The 21,146-nt window shown below is 45.3% G+C and carries 26 protein-coding genes; 5 read left to right on the top strand and 21 right to left on the bottom strand.

The genetic code is table 11. The annotated features are described in order from the left end of the window. Nucleotides 1–426: pentapeptide repeat-containing protein (locus V7K76_RS23430; protein WP_335030082.1), on the bottom strand; the 426-nt coding region annotated here is incomplete at its 3' end. A gap of 93 nt (nt 427–519) precedes the next feature. Further along, on the bottom strand, nt 520–1,374 hold the full coding sequence (locus V7K76_RS23425) for a hypothetical protein (protein WP_335030081.1): 855 nt from the start codon (nt 1,372–1,374) through the stop codon (nt 520–522). Nucleotides 1,375–1,815: 441 nt separating this feature from the next. Between V7K76_RS23425 and V7K76_RS23420 the strand changes: the two genes are divergently transcribed. Next, complete coding sequence (locus V7K76_RS23420; RefSeq protein WP_335030080.1) at nt 1,816–2,256, top strand: hypothetical protein; 441 nt, start codon at nt 1,816–1,818, stop codon at nt 2,254–2,256. A gap of 48 nt (nt 2,257–2,304) precedes the next feature. After that, a complete protein-coding gene (locus V7K76_RS23415) occupies nt 2,305–4,683 on the top strand; it encodes a tetratricopeptide repeat protein (protein WP_335030083.1) in 2,379 nt (792 codons plus the stop codon). Nucleotides 4,684–4,709: 26 nt separating this feature from the next. Here the strand turns inward: V7K76_RS23415 and V7K76_RS23410 are convergent, their stop codons facing one another. Next, nucleotides 4,710–4,985, bottom strand: coding sequence for a hypothetical protein (locus tag V7K76_RS23410; RefSeq protein ID WP_335030079.1), 276 nt, complete (start codon nt 4,983–4,985; stop codon nt 4,710–4,712). Between the two features lie 12 nt (nt 4,986–4,997). Between V7K76_RS23410 and V7K76_RS23405 the strand changes: the two genes are divergently transcribed. Continuing rightward, the gene (locus tag V7K76_RS23405; protein ID WP_335030078.1) at nt 4,998–5,162 is read left to right on the top strand and encodes a hypothetical protein; all 165 of its coding nucleotides are present in this window, start codon (nt 4,998–5,000) and stop codon (nt 5,160–5,162) included. Here the strand turns inward: V7K76_RS23405 and V7K76_RS23400 are convergent. From V7K76_RS23400 to V7K76_RS23315, 18 genes are all read right to left on the bottom strand, one after another. After that, complete coding sequence (locus tag V7K76_RS23400; protein WP_335030077.1) at nt 5,148–5,318, bottom strand: hypothetical protein; 171 nt, start codon at nt 5,316–5,318, stop codon at nt 5,148–5,150. The genes V7K76_RS23405 and V7K76_RS23400 overlap by 15 nt on opposite strands. A gap of 119 nt (nt 5,319–5,437) precedes the next feature. After that, nucleotides 5,438–7,468, bottom strand: a complete 2,031-nt coding sequence (locus V7K76_RS23395) for a pentapeptide repeat-containing protein (protein WP_335030075.1) — start codon at nt 7,466–7,468, stop codon at nt 5,438–5,440. Nucleotides 7,469–7,561: 93 nt separating this feature from the next. Then, nucleotides 7,562–7,735, bottom strand: a complete 174-nt coding sequence (locus V7K76_RS23390; protein WP_335030074.1) for a hypothetical protein — start codon at nt 7,733–7,735, stop codon at nt 7,562–7,564. Further along, nucleotides 7,732–8,214, bottom strand: coding sequence for a hypothetical protein (locus tag V7K76_RS23385; RefSeq protein WP_335030073.1), 483 nt, complete (start codon nt 8,212–8,214; stop codon nt 7,732–7,734). The genes V7K76_RS23390 and V7K76_RS23385 overlap by 4 nt, the downstream gene beginning before the upstream one ends. Continuing rightward, on the bottom strand, nt 8,211–12,800 hold the full coding sequence (locus V7K76_RS23380) for a phage tail tape measure protein (protein WP_335030072.1): 4,590 nt from the start codon (nt 12,798–12,800) through the stop codon (nt 8,211–8,213). Before V7K76_RS23380 ends, V7K76_RS23385 begins: the two co-directional genes overlap by 4 nt. A gap of 160 nt (nt 12,801–12,960) precedes the next feature. Next, nucleotides 12,961–13,317, bottom strand: a complete 357-nt coding sequence (locus tag V7K76_RS23375) for a hypothetical protein (protein WP_335030071.1) — start codon at nt 13,315–13,317, stop codon at nt 12,961–12,963. A gap of 32 nt (nt 13,318–13,349) precedes the next feature. Then, a complete protein-coding gene (locus V7K76_RS23370) occupies nt 13,350–13,880 on the bottom strand; it encodes a hypothetical protein (protein WP_335030070.1) in 531 nt (176 codons plus the stop codon). Then, nucleotides 13,877–14,101, bottom strand: a complete 225-nt coding sequence (locus V7K76_RS23365) for a hypothetical protein (protein ID WP_335030069.1) — start codon at nt 14,099–14,101, stop codon at nt 13,877–13,879. Before V7K76_RS23365 ends, V7K76_RS23370 begins: the two co-directional genes overlap by 4 nt. 5 nt (nt 14,102–14,106) lie before the next feature. After that, nucleotides 14,107–14,805: a hypothetical protein gene (locus V7K76_RS23360; protein WP_335030068.1), complete on the bottom strand. Its 699-nt coding sequence runs from the start codon at nt 14,803–14,805 to the stop codon at nt 14,107–14,109. Continuing rightward, nucleotides 14,802–15,254 carry a hypothetical protein gene (locus V7K76_RS23355; RefSeq protein ID WP_335030067.1) on the bottom strand — a complete coding sequence of 151 codons (453 nt, stop codon included), beginning with the start codon at nt 15,252–15,254 and terminating at the stop codon, nt 14,802–14,804. The genes V7K76_RS23360 and V7K76_RS23355 overlap by 4 nt, the downstream gene beginning before the upstream one ends. Next, on the bottom strand, nt 15,247–15,618 hold the full coding sequence (locus tag V7K76_RS23350; protein WP_335030066.1) for a hypothetical protein: 372 nt from the start codon (nt 15,616–15,618) through the stop codon (nt 15,247–15,249). Before V7K76_RS23350 ends, V7K76_RS23355 begins: the two co-directional genes overlap by 8 nt. Continuing rightward, entirely contained in the window at nt 15,615–16,016 is a 402-nt protein-coding gene (locus tag V7K76_RS23345) for a hypothetical protein (RefSeq protein ID WP_335030065.1), read from the bottom strand. The genes V7K76_RS23350 and V7K76_RS23345 overlap by 4 nt, the downstream gene beginning before the upstream one ends. Nucleotide 16,017: 1 nt before the next feature. Next, on the bottom strand, nt 16,018–16,401 hold the full coding sequence (locus V7K76_RS23340) for a hypothetical protein (RefSeq protein WP_335030064.1): 384 nt from the start codon (nt 16,399–16,401) through the stop codon (nt 16,018–16,020). Further along, the gene (locus V7K76_RS23335) at nt 16,394–16,783 is read right to left on the bottom strand and encodes a hypothetical protein (protein WP_335030063.1); all 390 of its coding nucleotides are present in this window, start codon (nt 16,781–16,783) and stop codon (nt 16,394–16,396) included. Before V7K76_RS23335 ends, V7K76_RS23340 begins: the two co-directional genes overlap by 8 nt. A gap of 93 nt (nt 16,784–16,876) precedes the next feature. After that, complete coding sequence (locus V7K76_RS23330; RefSeq protein ID WP_335030062.1) at nt 16,877–17,056, bottom strand: hypothetical protein; 180 nt, start codon at nt 17,054–17,056, stop codon at nt 16,877–16,879. A 3-nt stretch (nt 17,057–17,059) separates the two neighbouring features. Beyond that, nucleotides 17,060–18,193, bottom strand: coding sequence for a hypothetical protein (locus V7K76_RS23325; RefSeq protein WP_335030061.1), 1,134 nt, complete (start codon nt 18,191–18,193; stop codon nt 17,060–17,062). Nucleotide 18,194: 1 nt separating this feature from the next. After that, the gene (locus tag V7K76_RS23320) at nt 18,195–18,812 is read right to left on the bottom strand and encodes a hypothetical protein (protein WP_335030060.1); all 618 of its coding nucleotides are present in this window, start codon (nt 18,810–18,812) and stop codon (nt 18,195–18,197) included. Nucleotides 18,813–18,885: 73 nt separating this feature from the next. Continuing rightward, complete coding sequence (locus V7K76_RS23315; RefSeq protein ID WP_335030059.1) at nt 18,886–19,620, bottom strand: hypothetical protein; 735 nt, start codon at nt 19,618–19,620, stop codon at nt 18,886–18,888. Nucleotides 19,621–20,143: 523 nt separating this feature from the next. Here V7K76_RS23315 and V7K76_RS23310 point away from each other — a divergent pair. Together V7K76_RS23310 and V7K76_RS23305 are read left to right on the top strand one after the other, a co-directional pair. Then, entirely contained in the window at nt 20,144–20,458 is a 315-nt protein-coding gene (locus V7K76_RS23310) for a hypothetical protein (protein ID WP_335030058.1), read from the top strand. A gap of 345 nt (nt 20,459–20,803) precedes the next feature. Next, on the top strand, nt 20,804–21,130 hold the full coding sequence (locus tag V7K76_RS23305) for a hypothetical protein (protein WP_335030057.1): 327 nt from the start codon (nt 20,804–20,806) through the stop codon (nt 21,128–21,130). Nucleotides 21,131–21,146: the final 16 nt, after the last annotated feature.

Here is a 21,146-nt window from a genome sequence, read left to right as displayed (position 1 = left end):
GAAGGCTCCGTCGAGGGCTCCGGCGAGGGCTCCGGCTCCGGCTAAGGCGAAGGCTCCGCCTTCGGCGACGGCTGAGTTTAATCCTTGGCGAAGGATAACTATAAATAAAACAATTATTGTTACTAAGGCAATCCAGCCAAAAACATGATTTCCTGAACTTGAACTGTCAAATATGAAAGATATCCACAATCCAACGCTGATTGAGAATAATCCTGAAATTCCAGATAGCAGCCAGGAAACACCTACTAAAAAAAAAGCACAATGTCCTTGCAGTCCTGCTTTGGCATGACTGAAGTTTGCACCTATCAGATTAGCATTGGTGAAGTTTGCCCCTCGGATGTCGGCAGAGCTGAAATTTGCACCTGCAAGGTCTTCACCTTGGAAGTTGCGGCCTCGGAGATTTTGATGGGAGTTGTCTAAAGCCATATTCCATTTGACGGAGGTGAGCAAATTTTACTACACGCTCAACGCCAAAAATTTAGGAATCGTCAGATATTCTTTCTTGTTGCATGAGAATATTTACCAAAGTTTTTGCAAAGCCATTCGTTTAATTTGAATCGCCAGCACTGGGTCACTTTGGCATTCTTGCAGAAATTCATCAGGTGGACATTCCCCCATCGTCGCATAAGATTTAAGTCGATTGAGTCGCCCTGATCGCAGTTCTCGATTTTGCACACCTTGAGCACTTACAGTTGAGTAATCTGCCAGCTTGATATCCCACTGCGGGTTGTTTGTAATTGCGCCCAAGAGACTTCGCGCATGAGGTGTTTCTAACAGGGCTGTGATCGCTTCAAGGCTTGGGCAAATCCCCAGATTTGCAGCATCTAGAATATCTGATATCTCTATTTTTGTAAGGATTTGTAAAGGCAACACGGCAGGCGCGGCGGAACTTGTGCCCTCATGACAGTCTTTCACTTCAACACCAGAGACTTGGTTTTCTGTTGACAACGAAGTGGGTTGACCTTCTGGTTCATCCACAAGCGCCAGCGTCGTGCAGTCAGTCGCCATAGGCGAGTCTTCAAGTTCTGACGCGCTTTCGATTGACTGAGGCGACGCGCCCCCCAAGGGCGCGTGAGCCGTCTCCTCCCCACGCGAATTTTCGGATTGCGCGTCAGAACCAACTACCCTACCAACAACCTTAGTTGGTTGTTGGTAGGTAGTTAAAGAATTGTTAGCCACGTTGTTAGGATTTTGAAACCCTTGCAAATCCTCACTTTTTTGACCATTCTTTTGGAACGTTTCCAAATCAGCGTGGATTTGTTCCACTTCGGGGTGATTTTGATTCCGTTCGGCGTGGTTGATTTTCTCGCCGGCGTGGATATGTTTCTCGTCACAAGAATTGCTCCACTTAAAATCGATTTTTTGAATTCTCAATCACCGCAGTTAGACATTCCATACATTTTAACTTTCCGATCACATCGCCCCGCAAGGGGATGGAAACTCTTTGTATTGACAGTCCCAGATGCGACCCCAGAGTTCGTGTTTTAATTCCTTTACCCCTCACGGGGATGGAAAGATTTTATTACTTCTGCCCCTAACTTATGGTCAGGTTGACATAGCCAAAAATACTGCCCCTGCGATCGCCACAACCTCGCTTGAAAATTTTCCTGGATCTACTCAAGCTACAAACTTCTCTGCTTCTTGAAAAGAAAGGTGAGCAATTAGCTTTTCTGCTGCCACTGCTATTTCGCTCAGGAGCGATCGCTCCTGGTACTGTCGCACCGGCTCTTCGTTGAATACAGGACTTGGATGGCGCGATCAGAACTTCAGATGTGGTAAAAAATAAATAAGGATGCTGTGCTTACGAGGTAGTACATGGAGCCACTAACTGCTGGTGTGATCGCTATAGGGACTGTGATTGCGACTAAGGCTTTGGAAAAAACGGGTGAAAAGGTAGGGGAAACTCTATGGGATAAAAGTGGTAAATTTCTCGCATCGCTCAAAGAACATTCCCCTGGAACCGTAAACGCAATTGAGAAAGCGCCAGAACAACCTCTCGATTATGGCAAAGCTGTATTAGAGGTAGAATCAGCAGCTAAAGCTAATCCAGAAGTTAGGCAAGCTGTGCAGGAATTGGTAGCAGCAGCAGAAGTTAATCCACCATCGAATTTGGCTCAAGTGCTTCTAGAAATTAAAGAAGCTATAGAGAAATCTCAACAACCATATACTCCGGCTTTTATTCAAAACATCCAAAAAGCTATTAATGTAGCTCAAAATCAAACTATTGACCAAAGGGGTAGTACTTTCCACATTTGACTAGAGTCGTCTGAAGGGGAACGGACAAAGTTAAATCCCCCAAATAATATTCCATACACAGGAGCAGTTAACTTCGTTGGGCGACAGCATGAACTGACGATACTGCGTGAAAAGTTACAGCAATCAGGTACAGTAGCAATTTCTGCTGTGTCCGGGATGAGTGGAGTTGGCAAAAGCGAATTAGCAATACAATACTCACGAGAACATGAAAGCGATTACCCTGGGGGAATTTGCTGGTTAAATGCCAGAGAATTGACTCTGGCAGCACAAATCCTGCAATTCGCCCAGCTTGACATGGAACTGGAAGTGCCACAGCAGGATTGGCAAGGAAAGTCGCTAAGTATCAGTGAACAGGTAGCCTGGTGCTGGAAGAATTGGCAACCACAACAAGGGTTGGTATTGGTAGTTTTAGATGATGTAACAGATTTAGGGAATTGTCGAGAAGTACTGCCAACAGCTAACCGTTTCCAAGTGTTAATCACAACAAGATTGCGAAACCTAGACCCCAATATTCAAGAACTATCCTTAGATGTGCTCTCACCAGAGGAGGCTTTGCAATTGTTAACAGCCTTAGTGGGGGAAAAGCGGGTACAACGGGAATTGGAAACAGCGAAACAGTCGTGTGAATGGTTGGGGTATTTGCCTTTGGGTCTGGAGTTAGTGGGACGGTATTTAGCGAAGAAGCCTCCTCAATGGACTTTATTGAAGATGCTGCAACAGCTAGAGGCACAGCGACTAGAAGATCAAGCAATCAACTACGAGCAACAGCAATTACAACAAAGCTTGAGTACAGCACAACGAGGAGTCAAAGCCGCATTTGAATTAAGCTGGAAAGAACTCCATCCCCCGACACAAACTGTTGCACAGTTGTTAAGCTTATTTGCACCAGCTATCTTTGCCTGGAAATGGGTAGAGTCGGCAAGTGGGTTGCTCGATTTGACTGCAAGTGAAGTTGAAACAGCCAACGAGCAACTTTACGAGCGCCATTTAATTCAATGGGTAGAAAATACAGAAGATGGCTACAAAATCCATCCGTTAATTCGGGAGTTTCTGAAACTCAAGCTAGGAGCTTGCGAACAAGCCGATAATTTGAAACGCGCCTTTGTAGAAGTGTTTGTGGCAATTGCTCAAACAATACCGCAGTCACCAACTCAAGAATCAATTAACTCAGTAAAAGATGCTATCCCACATTTAGCGGAGTTAGCAGAAAACTTATTAGATGCAGTTAATGATGAAAATTTAATCTGGCCTTTTATAGGCTTAGGTAGATTTTATCAAGGACAAAGTTTCTATGCGCTGGCAGAACCTTGGTTGGAGCAATGTGTATCACTAGTAAAATCCCGTTTGGGAGAGGAGCATCCCGATGTCGCCACCAGTTTTAACGAATTGGCTGTACTCTACAGATCCCAAGGAAGGTACACGGAAGCCGAACCACTTTTGATCAAAGCATTATCACTCAGGCAACGCCTGCTGGGAGAGGAGCATCCTGATGTTGCCACCAGTTTCAACAACTTGGCTTTACTCTATGAATCCCAAGGAAGGTACACGGAAGCCGAACCACTTTTGATTAAAGCATTAGAACTGATGCAACGCCTTCTGGGAGAGGAGCATCCCTCTGTCGCCACTAGTTTAAACAACTTGGCTTTACTCTACGGATCCCAAGGAAGGTACAGGGAAGCCGAACCACTTTTGATCAAAGCATTATCACTCAGGCAACGCCTTCTGGGAGAGGAGCATCCCGATGTCGCCAGCAGTTTCAACAACTTGGCTTTACTCTACAGATCCCAAGGAAGGTATACGGAAGCCGAACCACTTTTGATCAAATCATTATCACTCAGCCAACGCCTGCTGGGACAGGAGGAGCATCCTGATGTCGCCAGCAGTTTTGACAGCTTGGCTGCACTCTACTTTTCCCAAGGAAGGTACACGGAAGCCGAACCACTTTTGATCAAAGCATTATCACTCTACCAACGCCTGCTGGGAGAGGAGCATCCCTCTGTCGCCACCAGTTTCAACAACTTGGCTCAACTCTATAAATCCCAAGGAAGGTACACGGAAGCCGAACCACTTTTGATCAAAGCATTATCACTCTACCAACACCTGCTGGGAGAGAAGCATCCTGATGTCGCCACCAGTTTTAACAACTTGGCTTTACTCTATGAATCCCAAGGAAGGTACACGGAAGCCGAACCACTTTTGATCAAAGCATTATCACTCAGGCAACGCCTGCTGGGAGAGAAGCATCCCGATGTCGCCAGCAGTTTCAACAACTTGGCTTTCCTCTATGAATCCCAAGGAAGGTACATGGAAGCCGAACCACTTTACATCAAAGCATTAAAAATTGCTGAACGAACTTTAGGGGTAAATCATCCCAACACAATTACTATCCGTGAAAATCTCAAATCTTTGGGCGATCGCCTAACTTAGCACCAGTCTAATTAAAAAGCTCAAAGCTAATTACCGCGATCGCAATTAGAGCTTTGCAGGCTGACAAGGGTTTGAGATGTTTTCGTAGTAGCGATCGCTTCAAGCTGGAAACTTCTCTGTTTCTTGAAAAGAAAGGTGAGCAATGAGCTTATCGCCCGCCTTATCAAATTCCGGCTCACTGACAAACCAAACGTAAAATTGAGCAAAATAGGAAACGTAGCTTGTGCCCACTGGTATTTCGCTAGTGCCAGGAGCGATCGCTCTAGTTCGGGGCGATCGCTCTCACCAAAAGCATTTATCAATTTTTGGAGTTTTTGAAGAATAGTTATTTTGGACTGAGAACCGGAGGGCGATCGCCAAAGCAAAAAAACTTTTTAGCCAGTGGCGATCGCACTTTAACTAAGACGAAGATACATTGCTGTTACCAGTTAAAACTAGCTCATCCTGAAAAATTTTCCAACATCTTACAAAATCATTAACGCATTAGCCAGCGCCGCAATCTGCCTTGCTATTATCTGCTTTCCTTCAGCCACCGAACCATGTCGCAATTCATGAATTGCTTGATGCAAACCTGTATGAGCATTACTGGCTGCTGCGATCGCTGTCTCTAAAACTTGAGGGTTTGGCTTGTTCACAACTTACCTCTATATCCCACTTTCAGTAAATATTACCAGTTATTTCAGACCTCTTGGACGTTCCAATTAACCCGAAAGCAGCAGGGATGGTGTTGTTAAAATGAGGGGTTAGGTATCTTTTACCCTAAACCGAATAATTTAGAAATCGCAGGCAATAATTTATTACCCGCTTCCACCACCGAGGCGATCGCAGGTAAGCCTGTAAATATCCCTTTCAACATGGTGATTGCGTTTTTTGCAGTCTTTTGCTTAGTCGATTCTTGGGGACTTTTACCTGCTTCGGCTATTGCTTGTATTTGTATTAATGCATCAGCTTTGTCTGTTTCTGGCAAATCTGCCGACTGTGAAATTGCTTCTTGCAACTGCGTCAACAATTCTTTAATTCCTGGTTTCTCGGCATCTGGTGAATCAGGCAATTGATTGAGGGCAATACTCACATTACCGCTAATGGTTCCTAGATTAGCAATAGAACTATTGCCAGCGATACCGCTAACATTACTGCTACCTTGAATATTGATGCCACTGATATCAGACATGATGGTATTTCCTTGTGTATAAGATTTCGGCTGCCCAAGTGCAGTTGTAATCATATTTTCTAAATTACGAATGCGATCGCTTTTTTCTACCAGCAATAATTGCTGACTCTGCGATAAAGCTTTGAGTTGATTATAATCATCAAAATATTCTGCACTTAGTTGAGATTTATCGCTACCTACTGCGGTTTTGGCTCTGAGTAAGAATTTATCATCGCCGCGTTTCTCCATTGCCACAATTTTTAACTCGGCTTCGGGATGGTTTTCGGCCAGGTTTTTGAAAGCGATCGCAACAGCGCGAGGGTCAACGCCTTGATTATGGTAAAGGTCGAGGGTGTCAAAAATTGGCTGGATAAATTCGGCAAAATCCCTGTCTGCAAATACCTCTTGTTTATTATCAGGTTTGCGGAGGGGATCAGGGTCTTCTTTGGTGGGTAAGCGCATAAAGACATATTCACACCTCACCCCATGCAATTTAGTTGTATTTGTAATGCCCCAATCTTCAATGTACGCGCCCGTGAGTGTTGCACCTGTTAAATCTGTGCCGTCTAGTTGCGTTTGCTTTAGCTTTGCTCTTGACAAATCGGCATCTTGGAAATTAGCTTCACTGAGGTCAGCACCGATAAAGCTGGCATCTGCTAGGTTAGCTTTTTTTAAGTTGATACCTCGCAGGTTTTGACGGTCAAAGTTTGTGTCTTGTCCCTGCCCTGTAACCAGCAGTTGACGTACTTGTGAGTTTTGAAGATAAGTCAAACCAGGAAGAACACGGTCAAGCATTTTGGCTTGATGCCAACAGCTACAGATAAGGATAGTGTTTCGGAAATCTGTACTTTTGAGCGTAGCTTGGGTGAAATCAGCATTGGTTAAATCAGCGCCACGAAAACTTGTACCTCTTGTAGCTGCAAAGGCAACAGCGATATTGCGAATTAAGGAATATTTTTCGTTTCCTTTCATCGCTTGCCAACCAATGTAAATACTAAATAACACTCCGACGACGGCGACAGCGAAGGCTCCGGCGACGGCAAAGGCTCCGGCGACAGCAAAGGCGATAGCGAAAGCAACGGCGATGGCTCCGGCGACAGCAAAGGCGACAGCAAAGGCGACAGCAAAGGCGACGGCGACAGTGAATGCTCCGGCGAAGGCTCCGGCTCCGGCGAAGGCTTCGGCGATGGCTCCGGTGACGGCGATGGCTCCGCCTCCGGCGACGGCGATGGCTCCAGCTCCAGCTCCGGCGACGGCGACGACGAAGGTCAAGGCTCCTAAACCAGCTACTACTCCTTGGCGAATTGTGACCAAGAAAAAGGCAATTAATAGGATTAGGACAGTCCAGCCCATAATATGAGTTTCTGGTCTGGAATTAAATATTTGTGACACGAAGGAACCATTGAAAGCCCATAACAATCCTGACAGTCCCGACAACAACCACGAGACAAAGACTAGGAAAATTACCCACCAGCGTTGCAGTCCAGCTATGGCATGGCTGAAGTTTGCACCTGTTAGATTAGCGTTGGTGAAGTTTGCCCCTCGGATGTCGGCATAGCTAAAGTTTGCACCCGCAAGGTCTTGTCTTTTGAAGTTTCGTCCTTGGAGATTTTGACCAGAGAAGTCTAAAGCCATGTTCCATTTTATGGAGGTGAGCAAATTTTACTACACGCTCACTGCTTTCAATTCAGGAATCGTCAGATATTGCTTATTTTTGCATGAGAATAGTTACCAAAGTTTAAGCAATGCCATTCGTTTAATCTGAATTGCCAACACCGGGTCACTTTGACATTCTTGCAGGAATTCATCAGGTGGACATTCCCCCATCGCCGGATATGATTTAAGTCGATTGAGTCGCTGCGATCGCCATAGCTCCAGGAAAATTTTCCTGCTTCTGTTCACACTGCGAACTTCTCTGTCTCCTGAAAAGAAAGGTGAGCGATTCGCTTGTCCCCTGCCTTGTCAAACTCTGGCTCAGAGACAAACCAAACATGAAATTGAGCAAAATAGGAAACGTGACTTGCACCCACCATTATCTCGCTAGTACCAGGAGCTATTACCCGAGTTCTGGGCGATCGCTCCTGATACTCTCGCACCTTATCAATCAGGGTAATCTCGGCACTAATTTGGGGCAATACCCTCCGTCTGACATCGGATTCATGATACATTGCTCCCAAAATACGCATATGCTGTTCGGTACAATAAACACTGAATGACCATAAGTGTGGTTGCTCAAAAGCTGGCCCATCACCAATGCCGTTTCCGTTGGCTGAATATTCCAGCTTCCCCCCATCTATAGCTCTGGCTCTGGGGAATTTTGGCTCTAGAAAATTGCTGAAGCTAACAGAAAGACTATCCAGGATTAAGGTAATACCGCTCATAAATTGGCACTCCTCACCGCATTTTTGGAAATATTGCTGTAAATGTCCGCTGCATCACTCACAGGGTTTGCGGTGGTAACATTAAGTGCAGATGGGCGAGAAGCGATCGCCACTAAGTTAGCATTCATTTTTTGCAGTTCAGTGACAACATCTTGATTCGATAGTTTGGACTCCATTGATGTGCTGCTCTTACCTGCATCACCCATCGCACCTGACACTTGGTTGCTCCATTTCGCTAAATCTTCCAATCCATTACTGACGTTAATTAAGGTATTAGAAAAATCAGGCGGCTTATCTGGTGCCGACAGCGGCTTGGTAAATGGATCGGGAGCAGCACTGCGGCTGACAGGACTGTAATAATTACTGTTTTTAGGAGGGGTAACTTCCTTATCCCTGGACTCCCTCGGAACAACTTCATTGGGCGAGATCCCACCCGTACCTGATGCTGTCGCTTTTTCCTGATTTGCTTTGATTTGAGACTCTCTTTCCTGATCCGCCTTGTCTGCTGCCTCACGTTCAGCTTTAGCCTTGGCCTCAATCCGAGCAATTTCCTTCGCCCTAGCTTCAGCTATTTCCAAAGCCGCCGCTTGATCTTGGGCTGCATGGGCAGCCTCCCGCTGCGCTTGCGCCCCTTCCTGTTGAGCCAACTGCGCTTTCTTCGCATTGTCGGCTAATTCAGCCTGCATTTCGACACTGCGCTTGGCAGCATCTATAGATTTAGCGGCGACTTCTTTGGATAAATCTGCGGTTTTTATATCCGCATTGGCTGAGGCGATCGCATTTTTGTCACCTAACTGTGTTGCTTTTTCTAAATTTGCCTTAGCTTGGATTTGTGATTGACTAGCCTTGGAATCGAGAATTTGAGCTTCTAAAAGAGCGATTTCTGCTGTTAATTTGGATCTATTTAATTCAATATCTAATAAAGTTCGAGCAGCCTTTTCCTCGCGCAGAGCCGCAGTATTTTGTTCTTCGGCTAGTGTGTTTTGTAATTTACGCCGTTCGGTTAGAATATCGGCTTCCGAAGTATTTGCAAATCCAGAAGCTTTTAACTGGGCATTGAGTACCGATGCAACCCCTGGATCTAAATTAGGATCGCTATCAAGCTTACGCCGTGCTTCTACTGCCCGATCCACCGATGCCAGTTTGCTGTTTGCCTTGACATCACTTAATCCGGCGATCGCCTTTTCTAGATTTAGACGACTTTCTAGTAAATCCTTCTCTTGCTGTTGAATTTGCAGCAGGTTATTACGAGCATTCTTCTCCTGCTCCAGCAAATTTACAGTTTCTTCAATTGCCCTCTTCTGGGCATCAGCACGCTCTTGAATACCTTTAATCGCTTCGTCTAATGCCTGTTTGCGGGCTTCAACTTCCTTAGTGACTTCTTGAAGAGTTAAAGCTGTTACTCGCTTTTCAATTTCAGTTCTACGGTCAGCGGCTTGTTCCTTGTCTATGAGTTTCTTAGCTTCTAATTCGCTAATTTGGCTATATTCTTTATTGGCTAATTCAATTCTTGCACTGACAGCTTGTTGCTCTATTTCTAGAATTTTCTTAGCAGCAACTTCACTCTTGATTGTGCCATCAGCTTCCTGCTGTTTGACACCAATAACGGCTCTATCACCCTTAATATCAACAGATGAGAGTTTTCTAGCATTAACTTTATCAATTGCTTTGAGTTCACGGGCACGAGCATTTTCTTGAGCTTGTACCTCATCCTCAATATCTTTAAGTTTTAACTTTTTGATATTGCCGTTAATTTCTATTTCTTGTTTTGCATACTCTTGAGCCGTGATTGCATTACGCGCTCTTAAACTTTTAATCCGGTCTAATTTATTTTCCTCTGATGTGATTTCAGTCTTGGTGCTTGCAATTTTAGCTTCAGCTATTTGCTTGGTTGCTTCTTCGTTTGAAATGACACCTTTAAGCTGTAATTCTCGAATCCCGATAGATTTTTCAGTTTCAATATTTATAATATTCCGAGCAGAAGCTTTAGCAATAGTATCTTCATTTTTTAAAGCTTCTTCATTAGCTGCTTTTTTCTGAGATACCAAGTTTTGAGCAATCTGCGATCGCAGGTTAGCACTTTCGCCTTCAAGGTCTTTAATTTTGGTATTAACTTTCTCAATTTCTTCTGGCTTTGCTCCCACTTTAGCCGCTTCTAATTTAGGAATCTCAGTTGCAATTAATTGTTTCCTATCATCAAGTCCCTTCTTTTCTACCTCAAGCAGTTTAGTATTTGCTTGTTCTTGAGTAATAGTTCCGGCTGCTACCTCTTCATTGATTCTGGCTTTTCTCTTGTCAGTAGCAAGGGCAATATCCTTGGTAGATTTATCGTAAGCTTTACCTAAAGATTCGACATCAAGAATTAAATCTTTTAAGGATTGAGAGTTGTTTTTATTCGCTTGAGTATCAGATTCAATCTGTAAAACTCGCTTCCGTAAAGCTTGTTTTTGAGATTCTAGATTCTTAATATTTTCATTGATTAATTGCTGTTGCTCAATAGTTGGAGCTTTTTGAGATTTGAGGGTATCGATGTAGTTATCGAGTACGTTGATTTGCCCAGAAACTTCTTGTTTAAATTTCTTAATCCCCTCAGCACCTAGCCGTTGCTTGTCAGCAGCATCAACTGTCATCAAACCATATTTAGCCAGGATGTCATTGGAGACATCCATAGTTTTTCCAGTTTGGTCGAGTTGCTTATCCAAAGCAAACATCGCCAATTGATTACCGCGCTGTTCAGCGGTGAGAATCGCTAACGAATTTCCATAAGTTGAAGTGACATCGCTAGTTCCCCCAAGCGCTTGGTCTAGTTGAGCCAATCCCGCCCGCGCTGCTTCAATTGGCCCAGATTTTGCCAGTGTCTGCCCTAATAGATCGAAACCACTAGCTGCCGTAGCAGTTTTGGTAGCAGTTTCACTGAGCGCAGAACTACCCTTTTTCAGGCTGGCTTCAAACTCCAGCATTTTTCGGGTGTTGTCCTCAACCGTAAAACTGAATTTGGCCCCTTCCGAACGCTTAAAAGCTTCAGAAACCGCGTAGACAGCACCCCCTACCAACGCTGCTTGAACTGCCAGGATTGCCAGTTTGCTAGCAAATCCTAAAGTCGCTGTGGCAGCTGTACCTGTGGCGGCGGCGTATACATTGCGGGCTGTCGTAGCTACCCCCGACTGAATAGTACTGGCAGCCAACGCCAAATTACTCAAAGAAAGTTCAGTGGTGAGAACTCCGGTGACAGCAGCAGAAGTCCCGGTGACTGCGGTATTGGCTGCTGTTGCCGCACTATTTAAACCTAGTGCCGCAGCGCTTGCTGTAAAACCAGCTGTAAATATCGGAGTCAGTGCCCCAACAGTTGCGATCGCTCCTCCCAATGTGAGCATCCCTCCAGTCAACCCAATGGTTACACCCAAGGTTTGCTTGACAGATTCGGGCAGGGAGTTAAAAGCTTGAAGAATTGTAGCTGTGGCTGCAACGACGGGCGATGCTACTTGAAGTATTCCTTGTCCTAAACTAACAAAGGCTTCATTAGCTTGGTTTGCAGAACGTTTAAGTTGACCTTCAAAAGAATTTGAAACTTTGTCGGCAGCGTCTTTTGCAAGTCCGGCACTGTTTTGAATATAGGCTAAGTTCTTATTGAAAAATTCTACATTTTGTCCGGCGCTGGGCATGATTGCTGCCACAGCTTCCACCGATCCAAATAACTCAGTTAGAACCTGGGGAGTAGCTGCCCCTTTGGCGTTTAAGTCTGCCAGAATACCGGATAGCCCCTTAGACTGCAAAGCCGCAGCGTTAAACTGTACACCCAAATCTTTGGCTAGTTTGGAGGCGACCAAGGTCGGTGATAGAATCGAGGTAATCGCTTGGCGAATACCTGCCACAGCACTGGAAGCCTGCACACCTTTGGCGGTTGCACCAGCTACATAGGCAGAGAATTCCTCAAGGCTCACCCCGGCTGCCGCCGCTGTAGTTGCAGCCTGCCCGATTATTCCCGCGTACTGCGCTACGGTTATTTTTCCAGCGTTTTGTGTGGCGATTAAAACGTCCGTAATATGAGCAGCCTTATCAACTGATTGCCCGTATGAATTAAGAATTGTGGTAGTCGCATCTGCTACCGTATTCACATTACTAAATCCACCGATCGCAGCGTAGGTGGAGTTTTTGAGGATGTTGGTAACGTCGGCGGTTTTAGAGTAACCCGACGATAAAACATCGTATGAACTGTTAAGCAGATCGGTGGAGGTGGATTGATAACCCAAATCAGCCGACAGTTCCCGCATCGATTTAGCCAACCCATTACTATCTTCAGTGAGGGTGGCTGCTTTGGCTTTTGCAGAATCAAAAGCGATCGCGGCTTCTTTGGCCTTATCTGCGACGATTGATAACGCGATGCCAGCAGTAGCACTCAACCCGCCAAGAGTGGCTTGTAGTGTAGAAGCAGAGTCATTAACTCCATTCAAACCACTCCTAGCTGGATCGGTGTTGAGTCCAACATCAGGTAGGCTATTTAACAAGTTTCGCAGATCGGCAATATCCCTGGCAAGTTGTTCTCTTGCCAAGCGAACTTGGATATCTACAGTGCCGACATTAGTCATTGGTTATTAGTCATTAGTCATTAGTCATTGGGCATTGGGCATTGGGTATTGGGGACTGGGTATTGGGTATTGGGGACTGGGCAATAATCAATAGTTTTTCTTCCCTACAACGCCAGATCAAGAACTGCCTCCCCTGCCCCCTTGCCTTATTCCCCATTCCCTATTCAGCCGCTGCCCTAATCAACTCAAGATCGACTAAAGGGCCTACCCAAGTAGGCAATAGTCCCTCCTGTGCCAAATCCAAAAAGATAATGGCCGTAGCTTGAGAAATTGTGAGGCGAGCATTTTTTGTAAATAGTTTTTGTTGATAAGGGTTAAACCAGTTGGAATCTGGGTTTTTAACTCCTTTCAAATAGCAAAGCGCCATGCCGACGCTGGCAATTGGAGCAGCCCAATGGTAGGCGTCAACAAGCTTCGTCTGGTGCATCTGCGCTACAGCCTGTTCGATCAACCAAATCGGCTGATTACCAAAGTTTAGAAAGTCAAACCTTTCTTCACTTGGGTAGCCTTGACGCAATTGCCAGTAAATAGCGCTCCAATCAACAAGCTCTACTTTTTTGCTTCTTCTGAGTTGGCAATACCAGCTTCAGATAAATTGTCGGCAACAACAAAACCCAGAGGTACGCTTGATTGTTCTGCAAATACAAAGTAAGTACCTACAATGTCTGGGCGACTTGCGACTACGCCCCCACAAGTAGTTGCATAATCGGCAGCGGCAATATAAGCATCGCTTCCCTGAAGCCTAACCAAATAGCTGTCACCAACCCAACGGGTGCGCTCGTTGTTGACAAAATCATACAAATCTTCAATCAGGGGAAAGCTGTGAATATTTTCTAAAGTATCTTTGCGAGTCCAATTAGGATCGACTCTGTACTTGAATAGAACCGTTGCAATTTCGATTTTGGCTTCTGATAACGACTGGTTTTTTAACCCCACATAATAATCTGCGATCGCCAATTCTTCATTCGGTGTCAAAGACCCTAAGCGAGGAATTTTCAATACCCCATAGTCGGGGTGTCCAACCTCTACATACTCTTGCGCTTGTTGAGGTTCGGTTTTCCAGGGTAATTGCTTGTTCATATAATCCTCAGTACAAAATTGTAATTAACAGTTTCAAGAACGACATCAACCAGGGATACCTGGTATTTCACTTGATCGTTTTCTTGGTCTATGAGGATGGGGAAATCACTCAACTCCTCATCCGGATCTGCTAGCAGAATCCCCACCGCAATTTGCTGCTTTGTAACCTGACAGTGGCAAGCAAATAAACCTCTAGTTTGCAAACTACGATGAAAACCCATAGGGACTAAGTTGTAGGCTTCGGTTGGATTTCGTTGCAATAGCCGAGGAATGCAACTTCTAAATTTTGACTAACGAACCCGTCTGCCGGGACTTCATCGGGAATTGAGGTTACTGCTGCGGGTCCCTCAGTTACCTTGCCCGCGATGTAAGCCTCTGATGGAGGCGGAAGCATCCGTCTCACCCAAACTTCTTGATCGTTTTCGTAGGCATATTCAGCCGTTCGCAGTCCAGCATCGTAATAGAGGTAATTCCCCGCGGCGGACAAACCGCGTTCTCGACTAGTGGTAGTCCCGTCGCGTTCTGATCCAGAATCAAAGGTGATGCTCGATTGCAAATTCGCGCTGCGGGCTACTGAAGCTCCAGACCGAGCTTGAATTCTTACAGGAAATTCAGCAGTAGCTCCATCAGCGATCGCTTCTGGCAAGGCATAAACAGTAAGAGCCGTTGCGCCAACAACAGCATTCGCCGAAAGCTGGGCTAATCGCTCCACACCGCTTTCATCCTTGAATAATAGCCACTGCCCCTTGGGTATCAATCCCGTCAGCGCAGCTTCCAATGGGATGCTAGTTGCTGCTTTGGCGATCGCAGCAGACGATACTCCGGCTGCAATTAGAGTTTGATCTACTGGCTTGGCTCTTACCCCAGTGGGCAAAAGTGCCAAGTATAATTTCGTACCCTTTGACTTTTGAATAGCTTGGGTCATAAGTCACCTGTATAAAAAGAGTGAAGGATTTGCATTTCGCAGGTTTCGATATTGCCAATGAACGGATCGCTGATAGTGCGAATTGGATCGCCGGTAATATCGAGAACGCTTAGAAGTTTGAATAATGGCTCAATGGTGCTTTTGGACACATCGTATTGTCTTAAAATAATCTGGGTAACAACGCTTTGGATAATGCCATCCAGTCGTTGTCCTACACGTACAGAATTAAGCGTTACTAAAACTACCTCTAAGCCACCAGCGACAGAAGTCCCAACAGGTGGGTAAACCTCGACATTTGACCCCAATCCTAAAAGAGCGATCGCGGGGTCGGTCGTGCCATCAGGAAAAGTGTAAGTTCCGATTTCGCCAGCCAGTGCAGTCACGATCTTGGATCGCGACGTTGCAAGTGCTGACTGAAGTTCTGGTAATATATTCGCCGCGTTAGCCATTGCCAAGTTTCCTCCGAGCGAGAGTGCTGACAGTGCCAGCAACGTTAAACGTTGCCAAGGTATAGGTTGTCCACGGTCTTCCTGGGATGACTGTCCCATCGGGCATGGTGTAGCCCTGGTGAACATAAAATGAGTAGTCAACGGGCCATGCAAATGTTGCTTGACCTAATCCTTGAAAACTTATTTGCTGACAGGAGCGCAACCCTCCTCTGTCAATAATGTTTCGAGGAGATGGTGCGGTTGGCCACTGCCAAATATTGGCTGTAATAGATTTAGTAAACTCGCGTCCCAAGAGAAACACAGTTTCTTTGAAAGCCTCATCCAATGCCCGCTCTGCTTCTGAAAAGTCAAGGTTTGCTGTCATTTGATTTCAAACCATCCAATTAGGCGATCGCCAATAATTTCCTCGGTTTTGAAGGGGGAGCGCCCTCTCCTCAAAATCACAAACTCCCCGTTTAATTCGTCCCAGGTTGCAGATGCTCTAGCTTCGTGCTGGATGGTATTTGGTATGAGCAGAGTTCCTGGCTGACCATTTAAGGAAACAGAAACCACACGTCCCTCCAAATAAACTGCTTGTAAGCTGACTCCAGGCAAACGCTCTTTTCTATAGGCGCTTGCAGCTTTAAGCATTGCTGCCACTACTAGGGACTCGCCTGCCGCAAACATCCGATTGCCCGTTATAGGGTCAACACCCGCCGCTGCTCCAGGAAGTATCCAAGTCAGCGTGGCATTGGCGAAACTAGCAAATGGCGATTGCGGCATGTCAGTAAACCGGGATATTGGGAATTGAGGTTGTACCAGCATTTAGCAGTGGCAAATCAACGCCAACCATCAGAGCTACAAATCCCGCCGGAACAGTCCACCCATATTTGCGATCTAATCCCCGCTGAATATCGAGATATGACTCAATCGGGCGAACCATCCCTGTAAAACCTACCCCGTCAGCATTAGATAGCTGTTGGTGCTCTTTAGCTTGTTCGAGAATTTTGGCAACCACCCAGTAAGGGCGAAACTGAGTAATTTGGTTCGCATCCACCGCCGCTGATTCCCGAAGATAAATCTCTACGTTGACTGCTGTCGCATCATCAAAACCTGTTAAGGTCTTGACTAGATCAAAGTTTGTTTGGTAATCAGAAAAATCAGTCATTGGTCAATGGTTGGAAGCAGGTTGCTACAAATTCCTCGGTGATGTCTCGGAAGTCATTAACTTCAAATAAACGTTCCAGGAATTGCTCTGAAGCTGGATTGATTGGGGTAGTTGCTGCGGTTCCGGCATCATGTAGAAGGGTAAATATCCTGATTAAATCAAGTGCCTCTTCACGATCCTCGTTGAGTAAATCAGCGAAAAACAAGATTAGGATAGCGACTATGTGTAGATAGCCTGCGTACCCAAATGCGTCGCAAATTATCCCAATCGACGGGTTAATTACTGAGCAGACACAATGAAATACTTTGAGTTGCCCAACGTTATCGGGGTCGCTTGCCCAGAGAGAAAAATTTATAAAAGTGGGACGATGCAATTTTTCCATAATTTTTCTCAAAGTATAAAAAGGTACTACCCATTGCGAAAAGATGGGTAGCCCCCGACCTTAAGCTGTAGTAGAGGAGCGGCAAAAGGTCGATTATTTGGGTGGGGATTTCGTCAAGGGTGAATTTTTCTCTACCTCAGATACACCCTCTGTTTCCGTGGGCGACCACCCTAAAGCTACAGCTAAATCTTCAGGAATTGATTGCAACCCCGCTTGATAAGTTTTCCCACGCCAGCCGACTGCATAAGGAACTTCAAACTCAATAAGTGTCATAGCTCAAGTTGGATCGGGAATGTTCAGAACAGCGATCGCTTCTGGATCTTGAATGACTGGCAGAATTGTTTGCCACCCCTGCATTTCAATGCGTGGGGGCTTGTCATCTTTGTAGGTGGCGCGGTTTGTTACACCAGGTTTAGCTTCGCCAACTGGTCTACCAATCGCGGTGTAACCCAAGGTGTTATAGAGGGGAATTGGTTCCTCGCCACCCAAATCAATCGTCTGGTCACGTCCGGTTTCACACAGGAGAACGAAAGCGTTTTCGTCCATGAACCGTTCACTTGACCCGTCGCCATTGAAAAAGCGGAGGTCGTAGGTATCACATCGAGGAATTTCGTTCTTGGCGAATGCCAAATCGACAACGCTAGCTGTCCCGTTGGGTCCAGTACCTGCCAAGCTTCCTTGGATGATTGTGATCCCGCCACCGTAGGCTTGCACCTTCGGAAGCATTGCCAACCGCATCTTCAATTTGGTTGAAGTGACACAACGAGTAACAATCAAACCTTTCTCGGTTTTGAGCCAGTTGATTTTACCAATGATGTCTTCAATTGCATCATAGCCATCGTTGTACCAGCCAGTTGGACTACCTACACTGCCACTAGGAATTGTCACTCGATGTCCCGCTGGGTTGGGGATGTCAACAATTTCTTGATAGTTATTGGCACCCTTGCGAATTATCCGAGCCTTGACGATCGCATCAGCCCGCTGCTTTTCTCGATACTCAGCCAGCGCTCTGCCGATAGTGCGATCGGTAAAGTTGACAATTTGTTCTTCTGCTTGTTGCATACTATCGACATTATTTTGTCCTAATTTTTCAATTAGGGTGTCGAAAGCTTGCCCAGTAAATTCTGACCCAATATCGGATTCTCCAAGCTCCACAAGAAAAGAACCGACTCGCGCCCCACCTTTGATTACTACCGGCGAATATCTAGTGCCGGAGTTAGGCATGATAGTCTTGTAGCTGATTTCTTCTTCGCGGAACTCATTTCTAGGTACGTTCCGTTCAGGGAGAAGTTCGCTGAAGTAATATCTGCGAGTCCTGGGGCCGAACTGTAATCGGGGATAATTGACCGTATCTATTAAAACGTTTTCCGCCTTCAACCGCTCCAACAGAGCGCTGACACTTTCTGGCATCTCAACCTCCCTGCGTAGTTGGATAAAGTTCTTTAATTTTTGCCAAAACGGCGGAAAGTCCCGTGAATGGGTAATCAGGGAGATAATTGTAATAGACTAAAGCTTCATGCCGATAAAGCGTGGCATCGGCGTTGCGGTTGGCGTCGTCAATGTCGTAAGCCAAAAGATAAAAGTCATCATGAGCGACTGCGGTTTTCAAAGCTACAGCCACGCCACTCGCTGCCGATGCACTTAATCCAGCCGTAATAGTCAAAGTACGATTAAGGTCGTTGACTCCATTTGTTGCAATGGTGTAGTCTACCGTTGCAATAGTCAGAACGTCTCCAGACCGGTATCCTGATGTGCTGCCAACTGGCAAAATCGTTCCACCGCTTGCTACTGCCGCAGTTAGGATAGTGGAGAGAGTTGTATTTAAATTGTTATTGACTGGCTCCCAGTGGGTGGCATTAGCTCGTCTTCCCAAAAGCACACCACTAGAAATTTGGCGAATGCTGTTGGACTCAGCAAATTTATACTTATTGACTCGCACACCTCCAGGCAGCAAGCTATCGCGATCGCCAAAATCGGCCATCCATCGGGGCGCAGTATTCCGCGTCCCGGAAAATTCTAATCTAGCCACAATATTTTTGACCTTGCGCTACTTTTGGCTGACCACCAAGGTCAAGATTGTCCACCAAGGACGATTAAAGTTTTTAGGCTTTTACAGCTGGTGTCCCGTAAAGAGGAGCAAGGGTCTTATTAACCACGCTGCCTTTCTCTCCAGCCCCTTTCGGTCCGCCCTCTGGAAGCCTGGGACTGGGATCACCTTGAAACAAAGCTGGCACAAAAGCTTTCCAATTCGCATCAGCATATTCTCGCAATTCGGAGCGAGTCTCACCTTGCACTACAAATACCTTGTCGTTTTCTACAACTATCTGATGATCATCACGAAGCAAAGTCTGCAACACTTTAGGCTGTGCCCCAGCTAAAGTCGCTGCTTCCGTGACACCAAGCGATCGCGCTAAGGTTTGCTTTTCAGATTCCAAAGCAGTTAATTTTGTTGCATTCTCAGCAATCTGAGTTTCTAAACTTGCAACTTTAGTAGTCGCTTCAGTTAGGGACGTTTCGGTTGCTGTGGTTTTCCCTTTTTCGGTTTCGAGGTCACTTTTTGCTTGCTGCAATTGTCCGTGTAGGTTGCTGGTTTGATTTTTGAGTTCTGTTTCACTTGTTTCTAAAGCTTTGATGCGAGTTTTCCCTTCAGCATTTTCAGTACGCAATTGCTCAATCTCGGCGGCAGTGGTGGTTTGTTCGCTAGTCGCCCCTTTGAATTTCTGCCGCCAGTTTTGGGCTTCTTTATTTACACTGCTAACGTGATTGCGGATTGCCTCAGCCGCTTCTTTGCCGCCTTCCTGCTCATCCAGCCATCCCAGAGCTTGCATATAGTCCATAACAATAAATAAGATTATATACTTTTCGCCCCTTCATCTTACGAGCGCCTAAAATCCTTAAAATCGGTATCAGTACTGATTTTTTGATTTTCAGTGGGAAAATACGGACGACCTTGCTGGTTAACAAGTTACAATTGTTTGGTTTGAATCGATTTTATGGAGCTGGGCTAATGCTTGATTTAGTCCAATTTGTAAAATCTCTGAGGATTTAGACGCTGGTTTTTTTATTCACAAAGCATTTTTCCAAAAGTTCTGCGATGCACCTCGCAGAACTTTTTTATTGGGGAGAATAGTTATTCTTTAGAGTTTCCAAAAATCGGATTATTTTGGGAATTTAAAAATAATCGCAGTTTTATTTTTCCATATTTAAATGGAATATTCTGCGTCGCTATTTTTGAGGAGCCGCTTGGAACCCAGAACCCTTGCCGGGCAATATTTTCGGGGAAATAAGATGTTGCAAGAAATCAAAAAAAACGTGTTAGGATCAAGATGTGGCAAACAATCAACCGCGAAGGAGATATAAATGAGAGTATTTCAGATTACACAGGAACAGATTGATGGAAGTCAGGTATTGAGGCAGGAGGATTTGGGGAAGTGGTGTTACTTGGTAGAGGGGGAAATTCTAGGCTTCTTTAATACGTCGAAGGAAGCGATTGAAGCCCAATTGAATATATTGAAAGTTGGGCAGGAGGATATTGACGGATCGGATTATTTGGGATCGGAGCATTTGGGTAAGTGGGCTTATTTGGGTGGGGCTGCGGATGATTGGAAGTTGCAGGGATTCTATGAATCGGAGGCGGAAGCGATCGCTGGATATAAATTGAGCCGATCGATTTAGTAGTTGAGGGGCTGGAGATCCAGCCCCAGATATATGAGTTTTGCAAATAATTAAAAAGGCTGGTTTGAAATATGGATGAATTGAAAGTTGAAAAGATAAAGTTGGTAGTGGAGACGGTTAAGAATGAGGTGGGGTGTGCCTGTAAATTAGGTTCAGATTGTCAGGGTGAATTCCACATTATTCCTGGAACTAATTGCCACGCTTGTTTATTGTGTTGTTATGCCTTTTTGGATGGAGAATTTGTATTCCTTCCAAATCACCCGGAATTCGATCCCGCGCATCCATTGTTTAATTAATTGATATTGGGGGGTTCTCCCCCCGATCTATTCTTAGATGAGTGGGGATTTGAAATATTTCAAATCCTCAATTTTGTTATTTTCTCAATTCCAATATTTCCAATTCGCCAAACTTATATCTGCCTTGAGTTTGGTGATTTGGGTGGAATTTATCTTCCCCCAAGTTGCCCATTTATATGAGGTTTTTATGGATGACGAATTGAGGCTTGGGTCTGTGCCAGCAGAAGAAGGATATCAGCAATATGGAATTCCTAATTATCACGTCCGGGCGCAGAACGAATCTAAGATTTACAAAAAGCAATTGCTTCGTTTATTCCCCATTCCCAAATCCTTGAGAGGAAAGGCTGACTTTCAGTTGGATATAAATCTTGGATAAAAATACAACAACCATT

The organism is Nostoc sp. (genome assembly GCF_036917975.1).
Taxonomy (GTDB): Bacteria; Cyanobacteriota; Cyanobacteriia; order Cyanobacteriales; family Nostocaceae; genus Nostoc.
This window is presented reverse-complemented; position numbering and strand designations above follow the sequence as displayed.

Bases quoted from the DNA above. Each gene is read 5' to 3' on its own strand.
- V7K76_RS23315 (WP_335030059.1), bottom strand. From the start codon at position 19,620: ATGGACTATATGCAAGCTCTGGGATGGCTGGATGAGCAGGAAGGCGGC.
- V7K76_RS23340 (WP_335030064.1), bottom strand. From the start codon at position 16,401: ATGACTGATTTTTCTGATTACCAAACAAACTTTGATCTAGTCAAGACC.
- V7K76_RS23310 (WP_335030058.1), top strand. From the start codon at position 20,144: ATGAGAGTATTTCAGATTACACAGGAACAGATTGATGGAAGTCAGGTA.
- V7K76_RS23370 (WP_335030070.1), bottom strand. From the start codon at position 13,880: ATGAACAAGCAATTACCCTGGAAAACCGAACCTCAACAAGCGCAAGAG.
- V7K76_RS23330 (WP_335030062.1), bottom strand. From the start codon at position 17,056: ATGACACTTATTGAGTTTGAAGTTCCTTATGCAGTCGGCTGGCGTGGG.
- V7K76_RS23325 (WP_335030061.1), bottom strand. From the start codon at position 18,193: ATGCCAGAAAGTGTCAGCGCTCTGTTGGAGCGGTTGAAGGCGGAAAAC.
- V7K76_RS23350 (WP_335030066.1), bottom strand. From the start codon at position 15,618: ATGACAGCAAACCTTGACTTTTCAGAAGCAGAGCGGGCATTGGATGAG.
- V7K76_RS23355 (WP_335030067.1), bottom strand. From the start codon at position 15,254: ATGGCTAACGCGGCGAATATATTACCAGAACTTCAGTCAGCACTTGCA.
- V7K76_RS23335 (WP_335030063.1), bottom strand. From the start codon at position 16,783: ATGGAAAAATTGCATCGTCCCACTTTTATAAATTTTTCTCTCTGGGCA.
- V7K76_RS23395 (WP_335030075.1), bottom strand. From the start codon at position 7,468: ATGGCTTTAGACTTCTCTGGTCAAAATCTCCAAGGACGAAACTTCAAA.
- V7K76_RS23360 (WP_335030068.1), bottom strand. From the start codon at position 14,805: ATGACCCAAGCTATTCAAAAGTCAAAGGGTACGAAATTATACTTGGCA.
- V7K76_RS23385 (WP_335030073.1), bottom strand. From the start codon at position 8,214: ATGAGCGGTATTACCTTAATCCTGGATAGTCTTTCTGTTAGCTTCAGC.
- V7K76_RS23420 (WP_335030080.1), top strand. From the start codon at position 1,816: ATGGAGCCACTAACTGCTGGTGTGATCGCTATAGGGACTGTGATTGCG.
- V7K76_RS23380 (WP_335030072.1), bottom strand. From the start codon at position 12,800: ATGACTAATGTCGGCACTGTAGATATCCAAGTTCGCTTGGCAAGAGAA.
- V7K76_RS23345 (WP_335030065.1), bottom strand. From the start codon at position 16,016: ATGCCGCAATCGCCATTTGCTAGTTTCGCCAATGCCACGCTGACTTGG.
- V7K76_RS23365 (WP_335030069.1), bottom strand. From the start codon at position 14,101: ATGGGTTTTCATCGTAGTTTGCAAACTAGAGGTTTATTTGCTTGCCAC.